Genomic DNA, 14,562 nt, shown 5'->3' with positions numbered 1-14,562 from the left:
ACTTTCCCTTTTCAAATAAAAGTATTACAATAAAATTATTCATGTATACTATATTTCATGACGAACTATCTCATCTGCCATATCTGACAGGACGAGATCAAGAAAGGAGCAGCAACATGGCTAAAAATTTTGGTAAAATCCTGCTCGGACTGACTGCCGCAGGCGCAGCTGGTGCCGGTGCATATTACTGGTTAAAGAACCGACATAATGAAGAACCGGAAGACGAGTTCGATGACTCTTTTGAAGAGGATGATTTTGAACTGGATGATGATCTTGGCGAAGTGCCTGAGCGTGGTTACACAACTCTTACTCCATCTTCTGCAAAGGAAGAAACCTCTGAAGAGTCTGAAGAAAAAACTGACGATGCAGAAGCCGCTTCCCAGACACCGGAAACTGATTCCGAAGAATCCGATCCGGCTTCAGAAGAAGTTTAAGAAAGAACTTTTCTTACAGCTTATCATTTTCTGCATAAAACCAAAACCCGGAAGAATTTTTCATTCTTACCGGGTTTTTCATTGCCATTTCTTTTCAAAAACTGTCGACTAACACATTATTTGCAATTAAATTCTAAGCAAGACTGCTTTCTTTATTTTGGCAGCTTGAATGAACTCTTCAGTGAAACGATTCTGTTAAATACCAGATGTTCTTTAGACGAATCATGAGAATCCACGCAAAAATATCCCTGACGTACAAACTGGAAGCTTTCATATGCTTTTGCATCTGCAAAGTTTGATTCTACAAAGATTTCTTTCTCTGTAAGAGAATTCGGATTCAGGTTCAGGGAACCGTCTTCTTTATTGTAGACACCCTTTTCTTCGTCGATCAGGTTCTCATACAGTCTTACGGTTGCCGGAAGTGCTGTACTTGCCTCTACCCAGTGGATCGTTCCTTTTACTTTTCTTCCTGTGAATCCGGAACCACTCTTTGTCTCTGGATCATAAGTACAATGTACAACAGTTACATTACCGTCTTCATCCTTTTCAAATCCTGTACAGGTTACAAAGTAAGCATTCATCAGACGTACTTCGTTGCCTGGGAACAGACGGAAATATTTCTTCGGAGGCTCTTCCATAAAGTCTTCTCTCTCAATATAAAGCTCTCTTCCAAATGGAAGCTGACGGCTTCCAAGTTCTTCATTCTCAAGATTATTCGGTGCATCCAGATATTCAATCTGTCCTTCTGGATAATTGTCGATCACAAGCTTGATTGGATCAAGAACTGCCATCATACGTGCTCTCTTAAGCTTCAGATCCTCACGGATACAGTATTCGAGCATTGCATAATCTACAGAACTCTGCGCTTTGGAAACTCCGCACAGGTCAACGAACATCTTGATAGATTCCGGTGTGAATCCACGGCGACGAAGTGCTGCGATAGAAACCAGTCTCGGATCATCCCAGCCGTCCACAATCTTATCTTCTACAAGTTTCTTGATATAACGCTTTCCTGTAACTACGTTCGTCAGATATAATTTTGCAAATTCGATCTGACGCGGTGGATTTGCAAATTCACATTCTCTTACTACCCAGTCATAAAGCGGTCTGTGATCTTCAAATTCCAGTGTACAGATAGAATGAGTGATTCCTTCGATCGCATCCTCGATCGGATGTGCAAAATCGTACATCGGGTAGATGCACCACTTATCACCCGTATTGTGATGTGTCATACGTGCTACACGGTAGAGGATCGGGTCTCTCATATTGATATTCGGTGATGCCATATCAATCTTCGCACGGAGAACCTTCTCTCCGTCTGCATACTTGCCTGCACGCATATTTTCAAAAAGCTCCAGGTTCTCTTCCACACTTCTGTCACGGTACGGGCTGTCCTTTCCCGGCTCTGTCAGAGTTCCTCTGTACTCTCGGATCTGATCCGCTGTCAGGTCACAGACATAAGCTTTTCCTTTCTTGATCAGTTTGATCGCATACTCATACATCTGGTCAAAATAATCAGATGCAAAGTAAAGGTGATCTCCCCAGTCAGCACCTAGCCACTTGATATCCGCTTTGATAGACTCAACGAACTCTGTCTTTTCCTTTGTCGGGTTAGTATCATCAAAACGCATATGGAAAGTTCCGTTATACTTCTGTGCAAGTCCGTAGTTTAAAAGGATGGACTTTGCATGTCCGATGTGAAGATATCCGTTCGGTTCCGGTGGGAAACGGGTACATACATGATCGTATACGCCTTCTGCAAGATCTTTTTCAATTTCCTGTTCTATAAAATTCTTTGATACAGCTTCTTCTGCCATTGAAGTTCCTCCTCGCATCTCTCTATTACTTCATAATCTGCCATTATATGGCAGTCTTTTTCTTGTCATGCATCTCAATCATTGTCCTGTGGACAGTTTTGATTCATGTCCTTTAGTTTATCACACTTTCTACACACGGACAAGTGAAAAAAAAGCAGACATTGTACCTTCCAACCGGAAATACAACTCTGCTTCTTAAATATATAAGCTGCCTAGCGGAATCGAACCGCCGACCTCCGCCTTACCAAGGCGACGCTCTACCGACTGAGCCAAGGCAGCCTGCGCATTTTCGCGACTCATTTAATATAGCACATCACTGCTTTGCTTGTCAATATTTTTAAATTTTTATTTTTACTTTTTTTCAGACCGGCGTTTTTCTTCCAGAAGCTGGCGTGCTTTCGCTTTGATTCGCTGCAGGGCATTGTCGATCGTCTTCGGACTTTTGTCCATAAATTCTGCAATCTTCAGATATTCCATTCCCTGCAAATGAAGATACAGCACCTTTCGCTCCAGCTTACTTAATTTTTCTTTCAGTTCCTCTTCAAATGCATTCGTATACTCTTCTCCAAGAATCATCAGCTCCGGATTACTCTCTTTCCCTGCTTCGATCGTATCTACTATGGAAAGCCCGTTCTCCTCCGGATTGTCACTGGCAGATGCGTAAATCGACACATAGGAATTGAGCGGCAGATGTTTTTTCCGCTGTGAAGCCTTAATCGCCGTATACATCTGGCGTGACACACAAAGTCCGGCAAAACTTGAAAAGCTTGCACCTTCTTTCGGCTCATAATCCTGCACCGCTTTAAAAAGACCGATCATCCCCTCCTGGATCAGATCATCATTTTCTCCGCCCCACAGATACATGGCACGCGCTTGTTTGCGTACCATGTCTTTGTATTTTTCCATCAGATAATCCGTGATCTCGGTCTTACCTTCCCGAAGCAGTTCAATCAGCTGCTCATCCGTCATTTTCCCCAGATCCATTTTCATTCTCCGATTTTCCTAACTCATGCGTTGACGCACGATCTCATAGGCAAGGACACCTGCTGCCACAGACGCATTCAGGGAGTCAATATCTCCCTTCATCGGAATGGCTGCCGTCATATCACAGGTTTCTTTTACCAGACGTCCAACACCTTCGCCTTCGTTTCCGATTACCAGACCAATCGGTCCTTTCAGATTCACGCGGTACATCACATCCCCATCCATATCTGCACAGACGAACCAGAGTCCCTTTTCTTTCAGTTCTTCCATGGTTTTCACCAGATTGGTGACTTTTGCTACCGGTGTGTAATTCAGCGCACCTGCTGATGTCTTTGCAACGATTGCAGTAAGACCTGCTGCGCGGTGCTTCGGAATGATCACACCATGCGCACCTGCAAGATTGGCAGTACGGATGATCGCGCCGAGATTATGTGGATCCTCAATATTGTCCAGAAGGATCAGGAAAGGATCTTCCCCTTTCTGTTTTGCAAGCTCCAGCATATCTTCCACCTGCGCATACTCGTAAGCCGCTGCCTGTGCAATGACCCCCTGATGTCTTCCGGTCTCTGAAATCTGGTTCAGACGTTCTTTGGTTACAAAATTCAGGATCGTATCATGCTTTTTTGCTTCTCTTACGATACTTCTGATCGGTCCGTCCTGACATCCGTCAAGAATATATACTTTGTCAATCGGTTTCCCGGAGCGAAATGCTTCCATTACTGCATTTCTTCCCTCGATCTGCTGACTGTTCATCTTTTTTTCTTCCATTCTATTTCTCCTGCTTCTTTTCTTCTTCGCATTCGCTTAAGTGATCCAGACCGATCTTGATCAGATCTGCCATTCTTTTCCATTCTCTTTTCAGGTAAAGCCATCCCATCAACGCTTCAAATCCGGTTGCACGTCGGTAATCGGTCAGTGACTGGTTCTTTGCCGGCGATACTGATTTAGCATTTCGGCCTCTTCTGTAAACAGCATGCTCTTCTTCAGTAAGCAATGACTGAAGGACACGCATCATCTCTGACTGAGCAGACGCCTGCACCATACTGCTTGTCTCCTGATGTAATTTTTTTACCTGTTTATTGCCTTCGCTGATCACCTTTGTCTTGATGACCAGATCATAAATGCTGTCCCCTATATAAGCCAGGGTAAGAGGTGAATAGCCTTCCGGCTCCACCTCTTTCATCTCAAGCACTTCTTTTATATAGTCAGCAATTTCAAATTCTACGCTTTTTTCCATTGTACTCCTTCTCTGGTATCCTTCAGGATAATTCCCTTTTCCAGAAGCTCGTCACGGATCGCATCGGCTCTTGCAAAATCTTTTGCTTTTCTTGCTGCCTGACGCTCTTCGATCAGTTTCTCAATATCTGCATCCAGAAGTTCTTCCTTCTTATCCAGGATCAGTCCCAGGACATCACCGAGTTTTACGATTCTGTCCAGTAATCCCCGGAGATATTCCTTTGAGCTTTCTGCTGTCGCAGTGGTATTTGCATATTTTACAAGTTCAAAGATTGCTGCGATTGCGTCTGCTGTATTGAAATCATCATCCATTGCTTTTTCAAATTCTTCTACATATGCATCAGTTTTTGAAAATGCTTCTTTTTCTTCGGCACTCATCTCTTCTGCTGCCACTGAAGCGATAAGATGTTTCAGATTATCGGTTGCATTGAGAATTCTCTCCAGACCGTTCTTGGATGCTTCCATCAGCTCTGCACTGAAGTTCAGCGGGCTTCTGTAATGTGCGCTCAGCATGAAGAAACGAAGCACCTGGAGGTCATACTGCTCGCTGATCTCTCTTACCGTACGGAAGTTTCCGAGTGATTTTGACATCTTGCGGTTGTCAATGTTCAGGAATGCATTGTGCATCCAGTATCTTGCAAATTCTTTACCGTTAGCGGCTTCACTCTGTGCGATTTCATTTTCATGATGTGGGAATATCAGATCTTCTCCACCTGCATGGATATCAATCTGTTCGCCAAGATATTTCCTCGACATCACAGAACACTCAATATGCCATCCCGGACGTCCATCTGACCAAGGTGACTTCCAGAAAGGTTCTCCTTCTTTTTTCGGCTTCCAGAGTACGAAATCCAGCGGATCTTCTTTTTCATCCTCACCGCTTACCAGAAGAGAACGTCCACCGGAACGGAGATCATCCAGATTCTTGTGGGATAATTTTCCATAATCTTTAAACTTTCTTGTGCTGAAATAAACGGTTCCGTTTTTCTCGTAAGCATAACCTTTTTCAATCAGCTCGGAAATCATCTCCACCATGCCGCAGATTTCTTCTGTTGCAAGCGGATGCTTGGTTGCAGGCTTTACATTCATTCCTGCCATATCTTTTTTGCACTCTGCAATATAGCGCTGTGAAATTTCCTGCGCGGATACCTGTTCTTCAATTGCCTTTTTGATGATCTTGTCATCCACATCTGTGAAGTTCGATACATAATTGACATCGTATCCTTTGTATTCAAAATAACGGCGGACGGTATCAAATACGATCATCGGTCTTGCATTACCGATATGGATGTAATTGTATACGGTCGGTCCGCAGACATACATTCTTACCTTTCCTTCTTCCAGAGAAACGAATTCTTCTTTCTTTTTCGTAAGTGTGTTAAATACTTTCATAAAGCTACTCCTTCTTTTTTCTATGCTTCCTCGATTATTTTTTCTTTCGCGAGTTTTTCTTTCAATGCTTTCAGTTCTTTCTTCAGACGGATATTGTCAGTCTGAAGCTGACGGATATCATTCAATACCGGATCTGGCAGATGGATCTGATCCAGGTCAGCACTCGGAACTTTCTGGTCACCCATGCGGACAATTCTTCCCGGGACACCAACAACGGTACAGTTCGGAGGTACTTCCTCTATAACAACAGATCCTGCTCCGATCTTGGAATTCTTTCCAATTGTAAAGGAACCGATGACCTTCGCACCAGCACTGACCATAACATTGTCTTCCAGCGTTGGATGGCGCTTACCCTGCTCTTTTCCTGTACCACCCAGGGTTACTCCCTGATACAGTGTAATATTATCGCCCAGGATTGCAGTCTCGCCGATAATAACGCCACTTCCATGGTCGATAAAAAGCCCTTTTCCAATGGTTGCTCCCGGATGGATCTCAATTCCTGTCTTTCTGACACCACGCTGTGACACCCACCGTGCCAGAAAATAATGTTTTTTCAGATACAGCTTATGTGCGATCCTGTAATGAAGCATTACCTTAAAGCTTGGATACAGAAATACTTCTATATCCGATTTGATTGCCGGATCTCGTTCTTTTACTACTTTGATTTCTTCTTTGATATAGGAAATAACTCCCATTTCATTCACCTCTGATTTGGAATTTCCTGTGAAACTATGAGAAACACGCTCCGCGAGTTTCTCAAGTTATCGCGGCAGTCGCCAAGGTCTCGTGCAAGCACGGACTTTGGCTCGTTGCTCGCGTAAATAAAAAACTCCGTCTCATAAAGAGACGAAGTTTCCGCGGTTCCACCCTAAATTAAAAGCAGCACTCCTGCTTTTCTCTCACGGCCTGTAACGTCTGCCACACGTACCCGGCTACTTGTAAAATCTTCACTTTCACGTTCGCCTGGTCAACTCCCGAATGCACTTCATCATCCCTGCTCCTGGATCTGCTTTCAGCCGATGACAGATCCTCTCTGATGGAACTCTGAGGATAATTACTCTTTTCGTTCTCCGTCTTTTCAGTTTTATTCATATCTAGTACATATAGTATGCGATTTTTTCTTTTTTGTCAACCGCTTATCAGACAATCTCGTTGATAAAAACAGGAGAAAACGGCATCAGTTTACTGATTTCTTCTTTGAATTCTGCTGAAAAAATCTCCTTTTCTTCCTCTTCAATCTTTTCCAGCTCTTTATAGCCAAATACGATCGATGTAAGCGCATCAACACTAATCTTCTGCACAGCATCATCTTTGCCGGTGTGCGCTGTCCTTGTCCGAACTACAAGATGTTCTTCATTGCCTTTTAGCATAAACAGACGGTTATTCTCCCGGATAACCGGATCATACAGAACAAACTCCAGATCCATCTCTTCTCTGCACACCATCGAAGACAGAAGACTTTCTATATTCAAAAGCCGTGCCATGATCAACGGTTTTTTCTTTTCTTCTTTTTTGAGGATGACTCCTGCCTTATCAAAAACATCTTCATATCCTTTTCGGATCAATGGCTCTCTTACTGCAAGCCCATCTTCTTCATCAAAAACAAGGATTCCTCGCATCTCTCCATCCTGCTCTGCGATCAGGATTCCGCCTTTTTCACTTTCCTGTTCCTTCAAAAGGCGCATATAATAAGCTGCATCCCGTTTGGTATATACCTGTATTTTCTGTTTTTCCAGAACTTCTTCCGCAAAATCCCCCAGCTTTTTACAGTCTTTTCCCTCTGCCTTTCTGAGTGTCACGCCGGAATCGTTCTGTAATTCCACGATCTTCTGTATTGTCAGTTCTTCCCCGTCTGTTCCTTTTACACTCCACACATCGGCTGCATAGATAAACCGGTAATTATGTGGATAATAAATTTTCTCACTTGCGGGCATCAGGAAAAAGAATGGCATTTTTTGCTGATACAGATCTCTTGCTGTCTTGCTTAATAATTCCGCCATATAACCTCTGTGCCGGTAAAGAGGCTCTGTTGCAACTGCAACAATGTATCTGCTCTCTATTGCCTTTTTCCCCATCTGTATTACATAAGGATTCAGCTGCATCATCGCCCGGATATCGTGATCCGTCTCGATCACATAGATTTCGTTATTCTTCGTCTTTTCTGTGTAATAATAGTCCAGAAATTCTTTTGTATCTTCTGTAAATACTTGTTCCCACAGTGTTCTTGTAAGCCCACGCTCTTCCGGCTTCAGTTTTTTCAGTATCTTCATTTTACTTTTTCGCCGTACCTTTCCATTCAGACTTGATCTACATCTGTCTTGCTGCACAACCTCCACAGCCTGCGCAGCCACCTGCAGGTACTGCTACGTCTACACTGCTGAAATTAGTCAGCTTTTCGATTGCACAGATTGCCTGGGAAGAAATTCCTTCCCCACTTCCGGTAAATCCAAGACCTTCTTCCGTCGTCGCCTTGACATTTACCTGATCCTTTTCAATATGCAGTGCTTCTGCAATATTCTTTTCCATCTGCTCGATGTGCGGGCGCATCTTCGGTTTCTGCGCAATGATCGTCGCATCAATATTTTCAATCACATACATATGATCATCCAGAAGCTTTCCTACATGCTCCAGAAGCTTAATACTGGAAATTCCTTTGTATGCTGGATCTGTATCCGGGAAGTGCTTTCCGATATCTCCAAGTGATGCCGCTCCAAGCAGGGCATCCATGATCGCATGCAGAAGTACGTCTGCATCCGAATGTCCAAGAAGCCCCTTTTCGTATGGTATCTCCACTCCGCCAAGAATCAGTTTTCTTCCTTCCGTCAGTTTATGAACATCATATCCCATTCCAACTCGCATTTTCTATTCTTTTTCCTCCTGTTTTTCATCTGATGAATCAGTTTCTTCTGATATCTTCTCTTCACCAGACTTTTCTTCATCCTCATTGTCTTCCTGTTTTTCATCTGATGATAGTTCTGATTCAGACTCTGCATTTTTTTCTTCTGAACTCTGTGCTTTTCCAAGATCAACTTCTACTTTTTTCTCTGTCTTATCAGATTCCTTTGTACCTGCTCCCACCTGAACATCTACAACACCTTTTCCTGTCACAGATTCCTTTTCTGTTTCTTCGCTTTCCTCGGCATCCGTATCGGAATTCTCCTCTGTTTCTGCTTCCGTAGCTTGGATCTCTGCCTTTGTCGCCTTTACGATAATTCTGATATTATGAACAATCGTAGCCAGTCCGAATATTGCAAAAAATACTCCCGCCAGAATAAACAAAATCTGGTTCTTCGGTTCCCCGGCTATCGTCTCACGCACCAGAGATACACCGGTATACACCAGATACGCTCCAACCGCCGCCATGATCACCTGCTTTGATTTTGATGTCATATGATATTCCTCCATTTTGTCGTAATTTAGTTGTATTTTATCACATATTGGAGAAATTGACTACTTATCAGAAAGCGCAAGTTTTCATTTTCTCCGCAATATTTTATTTTCGATTCTCCGTTCCCCAAATACAAAGCTGGTCCAAAACCACCATCAGAGATTTTCCACGCTCTGTCAGAGAATACTCCACCTTCGGCGGAATCTGCGGATACGCTTCCCTGTGGATCAATTCATCTTTCTCTAATTCCTTCAGATTCTGACTTAACGTCTTATCCGAAATTTTCCCCAGATAACGCTGCAGCTCGTTAAACCTGACCGGCTGATATTCCATCAGACAGTAGAGAATGATCATCTTATATTTACCAGAAATCAAAGACAAGGTATAACTAAACCCCGTCTCTTCAAAATCTGCATTTTCAATATAATCTCTCATTTTACACTCTTTCATTCTTTATCTACACTTCCTTTCAGGTAAGTACCTAACCTAAAAGATGGTACTTGTTATTTCTTCACATCTTTATATAATTATAAATAGGAGCTCTTAAAAAAGCAATCGAATCATAGTACGGAGGTATGAAAATGAAAAAAGATTTAGGTGTCGTTCCTGCAGTTTATCCTATGCCGGTGCTGATGGTAGCTGCATATGACGCAAATGAAAAAGTAAACGTAATGAATGTTGCCTGGGGACAGATCTGCGATATGGATAAGATCATCCTTTTCATCGGAGAAGGCAAAAAGACCTGGTTAAATATCAAGGAAAGCAAGGCATTCACTGTAGCACTTGCTGACGAAGCGCATGTAGACGTGGCAGATTTCTTCGGAATCGCTTCCGGCAATAAAATCGATGACAAATTTGAGCGTACCGGATATCACGCTGTAAAAAGTGATAAGGTACACGCTCCGATCATCGAAGAATTTCCTGTTGTAATGGAGTGTGAGCTTTTGGAATTCGTCGATACGGAGCACATCTCAGGAATCGTTGGCAAGATTGTCAATGTAAAAGCTGAGGAATCTGTTCTCTCCGAAAATGGAAAGGTAGATCCGAAAAAACTGCAGGCTCTGATGTTTGATCAGTTCCAAAGTGGATACTATTCTACCGGAAAGCGCGTTGCTACCGCCTGGAAAGCCGGAGCGGGATTGATGAATAAATAATTTCACCTAAAAAGAGGACATCTCACTTTTTCTCAAAGTGATGTCCTCTTTTCTTATTTCATCTATACATACAAACAGATATTTATACCACTTCAATCACAGCTTCTCTGCGGGAATGTTCTCCTTCTGCTTCCACACGGATTGTTCCGGTTTCTGGCGCATAGACGACCGCCTGTGCCCTTCCATAATATGTCTTAAATTTTCCTGTATCATATGCCTCTGTGGTACATGGATCTGCACTTCCAAATCCCAGAAGCACGCCTCCCTTTACCCTGCAGTTCAGCTGCTCATCAGCTGCTGACTCTACTATGCCATTTGCGCCTTTGACAGAGATATCCACATAGACAATATCTCCTGCTTTCACCTGCTTCTCTTCCGGACAAACCGAAATCCGCTTTTCCCCCTCTGCCGAAAGGAGTCTACTTCTTCCGATTTCTTTTCCCTGCGCGTCGTATTGGATGGCACATAAGCTTCCGGACTTATATTTTACAGAGAACAATGCCTTACACTGCTTCAGCTTCTTTTTGCCGATCAGTTTGTTATTCAGATACAATTTTACCGTCGCACCGTTTCCGTAAACCTCTACGATCGTCTTATTCCCTTCACAGCCTGACCAGGACCAGCTTTCTATCGCATTCGTCCCTCTCCAGACTGACTTGCTGACACGTACTCCCGGATGATTTGCCGGTCTGACTCCGATGACTGGTTTACTATTTTTCTCCCAGATGACTACCGCATACCGACATGAAGCATCTGGATTTCCAAGAATATCGATTACCCCGGCACCTCCGAGCAGCCACGGATATGGACGATTAAACGGCATACCTCCGGTATAGCTCCACGCTCCGATTCCTGCTTCACCAAGATAATCCCATGCTGTCCACATAAAATCACCGATCAGATACGGATATTCTTTTACCATTTTCCAGTTTTTCCAGATATCCTGTGGAAAAGTCTCGCTTCCAAACACAATTCTCTCCGGATGTGCTTTCCCTTCCAGCGGATATCTTCCGGAGCCGTAATTATAACCTGCTATATCCAGACGATCCAAGAACGGACTGGAGATCGCATCCACCTTTTTGGAATTTCCGCCCTTATTCATGCCGCTTCCGATGAACGAAGCCATAATATTAAACGCCAGGCTGTTATTGCTTTCTTTCTTTTGTTCTTTGGATGAGGATGTCGTATTTGTCTCGCCATCCTGATAAATCCCCTGCCCCTTTGCAGTTCTGCCCATCACCATCAGATTGGTTCCACAGGTAACCGGACGAGTATGGTCATGACTGTGTATGCATTCTATCATAGCACTTCCAACCTGAAGTCCCTTCTTTTCACAAGGTTCTGCAACCTCATTTCCGATCGAATACAGAATGACCGAAGGATGATTATAATCTCTCTCGACCATGGCAGTCGTATCCGCTTCCCACCATGCTTCAAAATCACATCCATAATCATATTTATTTTTTCGGTTGTACCAGGTATCAAAGGTTTCATCCATAACATACATTCCCAGTTCATCACACGCTCTCAGCATTGCTTCACTGGCAGGATTATGAGAGCTTCGGATGGCATTAAATCCGGCTTCTTTCATGATCTTCACACGTCTTCTCTCACTTTTTTCCCAGCTTGCCGCTCCCAGGATCCCATTGTCATGATGGACACAGCCGCCTCTCAGAAGCGTCGCTTTTCCATTTACAAAAAATCCCTTCGTACTCCAGGAAAGCTTACGGATACCAAACCTCTCTTCTGCTGTATCCAGTATTTTTTCGCCCTCTTCAAGTATGATCTTAGCAAGATAAAGATTCGGAGATTCCTCATCCCAGAGCCTTGCCTCTGGCAGCTCGATCTCTGCTACAGCAGTCGTTTTTTCATTCCCTGATTGCGCAGCATTTACCTTTACAAACTTTTCTGCTATGGTAGTTTCTCCGTCCTGTATCTGCATACGGACACCATATTCTTTCGCACTGTCAATTCCTTCCAGCTTTCCTTCTATCCTTATCTTTGCCGGTTTGCAGGACAGCGTCGTGATTTTTACCCCTTGATAACTAATATGTGTCCTCTCAGACAGATACAGATTCACCGGACGGTAAATTCCGCTTCCTGTATACCACCGGCTGTTCGGAAGCTTCGAGTTATCTGCAATTACAGTCAGAAGATTCTCCTCCCCATAGTTCGCATTCTCATCTAATCGTACCAGAAACGGAACATAACCATACGGTTTTTCATAAAGCTTTTTCCCATTCAGAAAGACCTCTGCGTTTTTGTATACGCCCTCAAACTCTACCGCCAGATATTTCTCCTTCCACTCTGCCGGAATAAAGAATTTTTTCTCATAGGTATATATCCCTCCCGGAAAATATCCGTGCGCACTGCCCCCTGCTGCATCTGCAGTTCTCTTTTCATGGATCATCGCATCATGCGGCACGATCACAGACGTCCCATTACATGTCCAGTTTTCAGTAAATGCTGCTTTTTTCATTATTTCACCCCGTTTGTTAATCTACGATATTACTCTTGGCATAAAAGCCTCTTGTTTTTCCATCAATCACTGCAGTATCTGTGATCACAAATTTTCCGGTGAGCTGTATCTCTTCCGATGAACCACCCACTCCAACCGTGATTTCTCCGGCTTCCACGATCCACTGCATATGCGAATCTAAAAATGCCGTCTGATCGGTATTCATATCTTTTATTCTGCTCTGCCATACCCTTCAAACTCTCATCTGACATTATTTTTCATTTACCAGCTTCTGGTTTTCTTCCACAACTTTCTGTAGCCAGCACATCACAACCAGAAGAACAGTGACGATCAACGGCAGCGCGCCATAAATAAATTTAATTGCTGAGATTACACCTGCACTCATAATATCTGAAGTTCCCACATAACCTGCAGCGGCAAGAATCCAGCCAACTGCCGCAGAACCAATTCCGCTTCCCAGCTTCATACCGAGGGACGAACAGCTGAACATCATACCTTCGACCTGTACATTCTTTTTCAGATATACATTTTTTGCGACCTCTGCTACCAGGGCATTCAGACTTCCCATAAGCGGCGCCATCGTAACTGCTTTTAAAAACATAAGTACAACAATTCCGGTAAAATTAACCATATAAGAAGCAATCATTACTCCGACTGACAAAACCGCAGTTATGATGTAGGAAACCAGGTTCACCTTATACATTCCGTATTTTTTCACAAGAGACGGATTAAAGATCAGTCCTACGATCATTACCATAGAAGACATAGAAACCACTCCCAAAAGCGCCGGATTTCCCATAATATATTTGAAGTAATAGGTTCCGGATGTCGTTCCGATTCCTGTATTAATATAAGACAGAATATAAATAGCAAGCATGATCAGATAATATTTATTCGTGATAATAATTTTAAGCAGTTCCAAAAATGATTTCTTTTCTGCTCTCTTTATTTCCCCATTCGAAGACATCTTTACCTCAAATTCTTCCTCCGGAATTTCTTTGCAGACCAGACTTGCAATTGAACTGAAAGCAAACATGATAATCATGTAAATAATAGCAACCATTCTCCATCCTGCTGCACCGCCTCCAAAGTTATCCACCAGAATTACCGTCATAGCAGAAACTATAATAGAAGCTACTACTGCAAACGCATAACGGAATGATCCAAGCGATACTCTTTCTGCATCATTTTTTGTGATTCTGGCAGACATTGTTGCATATGCAATATTATTTGCCGTATAAAATACTGCATTTGACAAAGTATAAAATACAAAGAAATATGCATATTGTGCTGTTATTCCAAAGCTCTCCGGAATGCAGAACAATAAAATCGTTGAAATTGCAAGCGGTATTGCCGAAAAGAACATCCACGGTCTTGCCCTTCCCATTTTGCTGTGTGTCTTATCGATCAGACTGCCGAAAAAGACATCAGTAACCCCATCCAGCAGTTTACTCACCATCATAAGCGTTCCTACAACGCCTGCATTTAATCCGACAGAATCTGTCAGATACAGCATCATAAACGATGAAACCAGCATATAAAAGAAATTCGATCCAAAGTCCCCCGAACCATATGCTATTTTCTTTGGAACTGATAAATATTTTTTGTTTGCTTCATTCTCCATCCGTATCTCTCTCCTTTTTTTCATGATCATTTCAGTTTTCTCTTCTACAAAAGG

At 43.0% G+C, this 14,562-nt stretch carries 15 protein-coding genes, 1 tRNA gene and 1 other annotated feature; of the genes, 2 read left to right on the top strand and 14 right to left on the bottom strand.

The features are described from left to right. Positions 1–116 precede the first annotated feature (116 nt). On the top strand, positions 117–434 hold the full coding sequence (locus PGQ33_RS02550; protein ID WP_270205202.1) for a hypothetical protein: 318 nt from the start codon (positions 117–119) through the stop codon (positions 432–434). A gap of 152 nt (positions 435–586) precedes the next feature. Here the strand turns inward: PGQ33_RS02550 and PGQ33_RS02545 are convergent, their stop codons facing one another. The 11 genes from PGQ33_RS02545 to PGQ33_RS02495 all read right to left on the bottom strand — a co-directional run bounded on the left by PGQ33_RS02545 (position 587) and on the right by PGQ33_RS02495 (position 9,701). Beyond that, the gene (locus PGQ33_RS02545; RefSeq protein ID WP_008374772.1) at positions 587–2,251 is read right to left on the bottom strand and encodes a glutamine--tRNA ligase/YqeY domain fusion protein; all 1,665 of its coding nucleotides are present in this window, start codon (positions 2,249–2,251) and stop codon (positions 587–589) included. 206 nt (positions 2,252–2,457) lie between these two features. Beyond that, positions 2,458–2,530, bottom strand: a tRNA-Thr gene (locus PGQ33_RS02540). Between the two features lie 72 nt (positions 2,531–2,602). Next, complete coding sequence (locus PGQ33_RS02535; protein ID WP_117556275.1) at positions 2,603–3,241, bottom strand: sigma-70 family RNA polymerase sigma factor; 639 nt, start codon at positions 3,239–3,241, stop codon at positions 2,603–2,605. A 12-nt stretch (positions 3,242–3,253) separates the two neighbouring features. Then, positions 3,254–4,003: a 23S rRNA (guanosine(2251)-2'-O)-methyltransferase RlmB gene (rlmB, locus tag PGQ33_RS02530; RefSeq protein ID WP_117556277.1), complete on the bottom strand. Its 750-nt coding sequence runs from the start codon at positions 4,001–4,003 to the stop codon at positions 3,254–3,256. A 1-nt stretch (position 4,004) separates the two neighbouring features. Beyond that, positions 4,005–4,472 carry a Mini-ribonuclease 3 gene (locus tag PGQ33_RS02525; RefSeq protein WP_270205201.1) on the bottom strand — a complete coding sequence of 156 codons (468 nt, stop codon included), beginning with the start codon at positions 4,470–4,472 and terminating at the stop codon, positions 4,005–4,007. After that, positions 4,457–5,863, bottom strand: coding sequence for a cysteine--tRNA ligase (cysS, locus tag PGQ33_RS02520; protein WP_270205200.1), 1,407 nt, complete (start codon positions 5,861–5,863; stop codon positions 4,457–4,459). The genes PGQ33_RS02525 and cysS overlap by 16 nt, the downstream gene beginning before the upstream one ends. A gap of 20 nt (positions 5,864–5,883) precedes the next feature. Beyond that, positions 5,884–6,558 carry a serine O-acetyltransferase EpsC gene (epsC, locus tag PGQ33_RS02515; protein WP_117556283.1) on the bottom strand — a complete coding sequence of 225 codons (675 nt, stop codon included), beginning with the start codon at positions 6,556–6,558 and terminating at the stop codon, positions 5,884–5,886. Positions 6,559–6,702: 144 nt separating this feature from the next. After that, positions 6,703–6,943 (bottom strand) — a binding site (T-box leader). A 59-nt stretch (positions 6,944–7,002) separates the two neighbouring features. Further along, positions 7,003–8,133 carry a GNAT family N-acetyltransferase gene (locus PGQ33_RS02510; RefSeq protein WP_173824605.1) on the bottom strand — a complete coding sequence of 377 codons (1,131 nt, stop codon included), beginning with the start codon at positions 8,131–8,133 and terminating at the stop codon, positions 7,003–7,005. Between the two features lie 37 nt (positions 8,134–8,170). Then, entirely contained in the window at positions 8,171–8,722 is a 552-nt protein-coding gene (ispF, locus tag PGQ33_RS02505) for a 2-C-methyl-D-erythritol 2,4-cyclodiphosphate synthase (protein ID WP_117556289.1), read from the bottom strand. 3 nt (positions 8,723–8,725) lie between these two features. Then, positions 8,726–9,253: a hypothetical protein gene (locus tag PGQ33_RS02500; RefSeq protein WP_117823951.1), complete on the bottom strand. Its 528-nt coding sequence runs from the start codon at positions 9,251–9,253 to the stop codon at positions 8,726–8,728. Between the two features lie 103 nt (positions 9,254–9,356). Further along, positions 9,357–9,701, bottom strand: coding sequence for a winged helix-turn-helix transcriptional regulator (locus PGQ33_RS02495; RefSeq protein WP_270203336.1), 345 nt, complete (start codon positions 9,699–9,701; stop codon positions 9,357–9,359). Between the two features lie 131 nt (positions 9,702–9,832). On the opposite strand from PGQ33_RS02495, the gene PGQ33_RS02490 reads away from it, so the two are divergent. Beyond that, positions 9,833–10,405: a flavin reductase family protein gene (locus PGQ33_RS02490; RefSeq protein ID WP_118217288.1), complete on the top strand. Its 573-nt coding sequence runs from the start codon at positions 9,833–9,835 to the stop codon at positions 10,403–10,405. A gap of 82 nt (positions 10,406–10,487) precedes the next feature. Here the strand turns inward: PGQ33_RS02490 and PGQ33_RS02485 are convergent, their stop codons facing one another. From PGQ33_RS02485 to PGQ33_RS02475, 3 genes are read right to left on the bottom strand one after another with little or no spacing between them, the layout of a single operon-like run. After that, the gene (locus PGQ33_RS02485) at positions 10,488–12,884 is read right to left on the bottom strand and encodes a glycoside hydrolase family 2 TIM barrel-domain containing protein (protein ID WP_270205199.1); all 2,397 of its coding nucleotides are present in this window, start codon (positions 12,882–12,884) and stop codon (positions 10,488–10,490) included. A 16-nt stretch (positions 12,885–12,900) separates the two neighbouring features. Continuing rightward, positions 12,901–13,089, bottom strand: coding sequence for a hypothetical protein (locus tag PGQ33_RS02480; protein ID WP_117835252.1), 189 nt, complete (start codon positions 13,087–13,089; stop codon positions 12,901–12,903). 45 nt (positions 13,090–13,134) lie between these two features. After that, on the bottom strand, positions 13,135–14,508 hold the full coding sequence (locus PGQ33_RS02475) for an MFS transporter (protein ID WP_270205198.1): 1,374 nt from the start codon (positions 14,506–14,508) through the stop codon (positions 13,135–13,137). Between the last annotated feature and the right edge of the window lie 54 nt (positions 14,509–14,562).

Source organism: Coprococcus sp. AM100_B19A, from assembly GCF_027662015.1.
Taxonomy (GTDB): domain Bacteria; phylum Bacillota; class Clostridia; order Lachnospirales; family Lachnospiraceae; genus Allocoprococcus; species Allocoprococcus comes.
The sequence above is the reverse complement of the archived record's forward strand: the minus strand, read 5'-3'. Positions and strand labels throughout refer to the sequence as shown.

What these genes read in the sequence shown, in the direction of transcription:
- PGQ33_RS02550 (WP_270205202.1), top strand. Translation starts at nt 117, where the DNA reads ATGGCTAAAAATTTTGGTAAAATCCTGCTCGGACTGACTGCCGCAGGC.
- PGQ33_RS02545 (WP_008374772.1), bottom strand. Translation starts at nt 2,251, where the DNA reads ATGGCAGAAGAAGCTGTATCAAAGAATTTTATAGAACAGGAAATTGAA.
- PGQ33_RS02535 (WP_117556275.1), bottom strand. Translation starts at nt 3,241, where the DNA reads ATGAAAATGGATCTGGGGAAAATGACGGATGAGCAGCTGATTGAACTG.
- rlmB (WP_117556277.1), bottom strand. Translation starts at nt 4,003, where the DNA reads ATGGAAGAAAAAAAGATGAACAGTCAGCAGATCGAGGGAAGAAATGCA.
- PGQ33_RS02525 (WP_270205201.1), bottom strand. Translation starts at nt 4,472, where the DNA reads ATGGAAAAAAGCGTAGAATTTGAAATTGCTGACTATATAAAAGAAGTG.
- cysS (WP_270205200.1), bottom strand. Translation starts at nt 5,863, where the DNA reads ATGAAAGTATTTAACACACTTACGAAAAAGAAAGAAGAATTCGTTTCT.
- epsC (WP_117556283.1), bottom strand. Translation starts at nt 6,558, where the DNA reads ATGGGAGTTATTTCCTATATCAAAGAAGAAATCAAAGTAGTAAAAGAA.
- PGQ33_RS02510 (WP_173824605.1), bottom strand. Translation starts at nt 8,133, where the DNA reads ATGAAGATACTGAAAAAACTGAAGCCGGAAGAGCGTGGGCTTACAAGA.
- ispF (WP_117556289.1), bottom strand. Translation starts at nt 8,722, where the DNA reads ATGCGAGTTGGAATGGGATATGATGTTCATAAACTGACGGAAGGAAGA.
- PGQ33_RS02500 (WP_117823951.1), bottom strand. Translation starts at nt 9,253, where the DNA reads ATGACATCAAAATCAAAGCAGGTGATCATGGCGGCGGTTGGAGCGTAT.
- PGQ33_RS02495 (WP_270203336.1), bottom strand. Translation starts at nt 9,701, where the DNA reads ATGAAAGAGTGTAAAATGAGAGATTATATTGAAAATGCAGATTTTGAA.
- PGQ33_RS02490 (WP_118217288.1), top strand. Translation starts at nt 9,833, where the DNA reads ATGAAAAAAGATTTAGGTGTCGTTCCTGCAGTTTATCCTATGCCGGTG.
- PGQ33_RS02485 (WP_270205199.1), bottom strand. Translation starts at nt 12,884, where the DNA reads ATGAAAAAAGCAGCATTTACTGAAAACTGGACATGTAATGGGACGTCT.
- PGQ33_RS02480 (WP_117835252.1), bottom strand. Translation starts at nt 13,089, where the DNA reads ATGAATACCGATCAGACGGCATTTTTAGATTCGCATATGCAGTGGATC.
- PGQ33_RS02475 (WP_270205198.1), bottom strand. Translation starts at nt 14,508, where the DNA reads ATGGAGAATGAAGCAAACAAAAAATATTTATCAGTTCCAAAGAAAATA.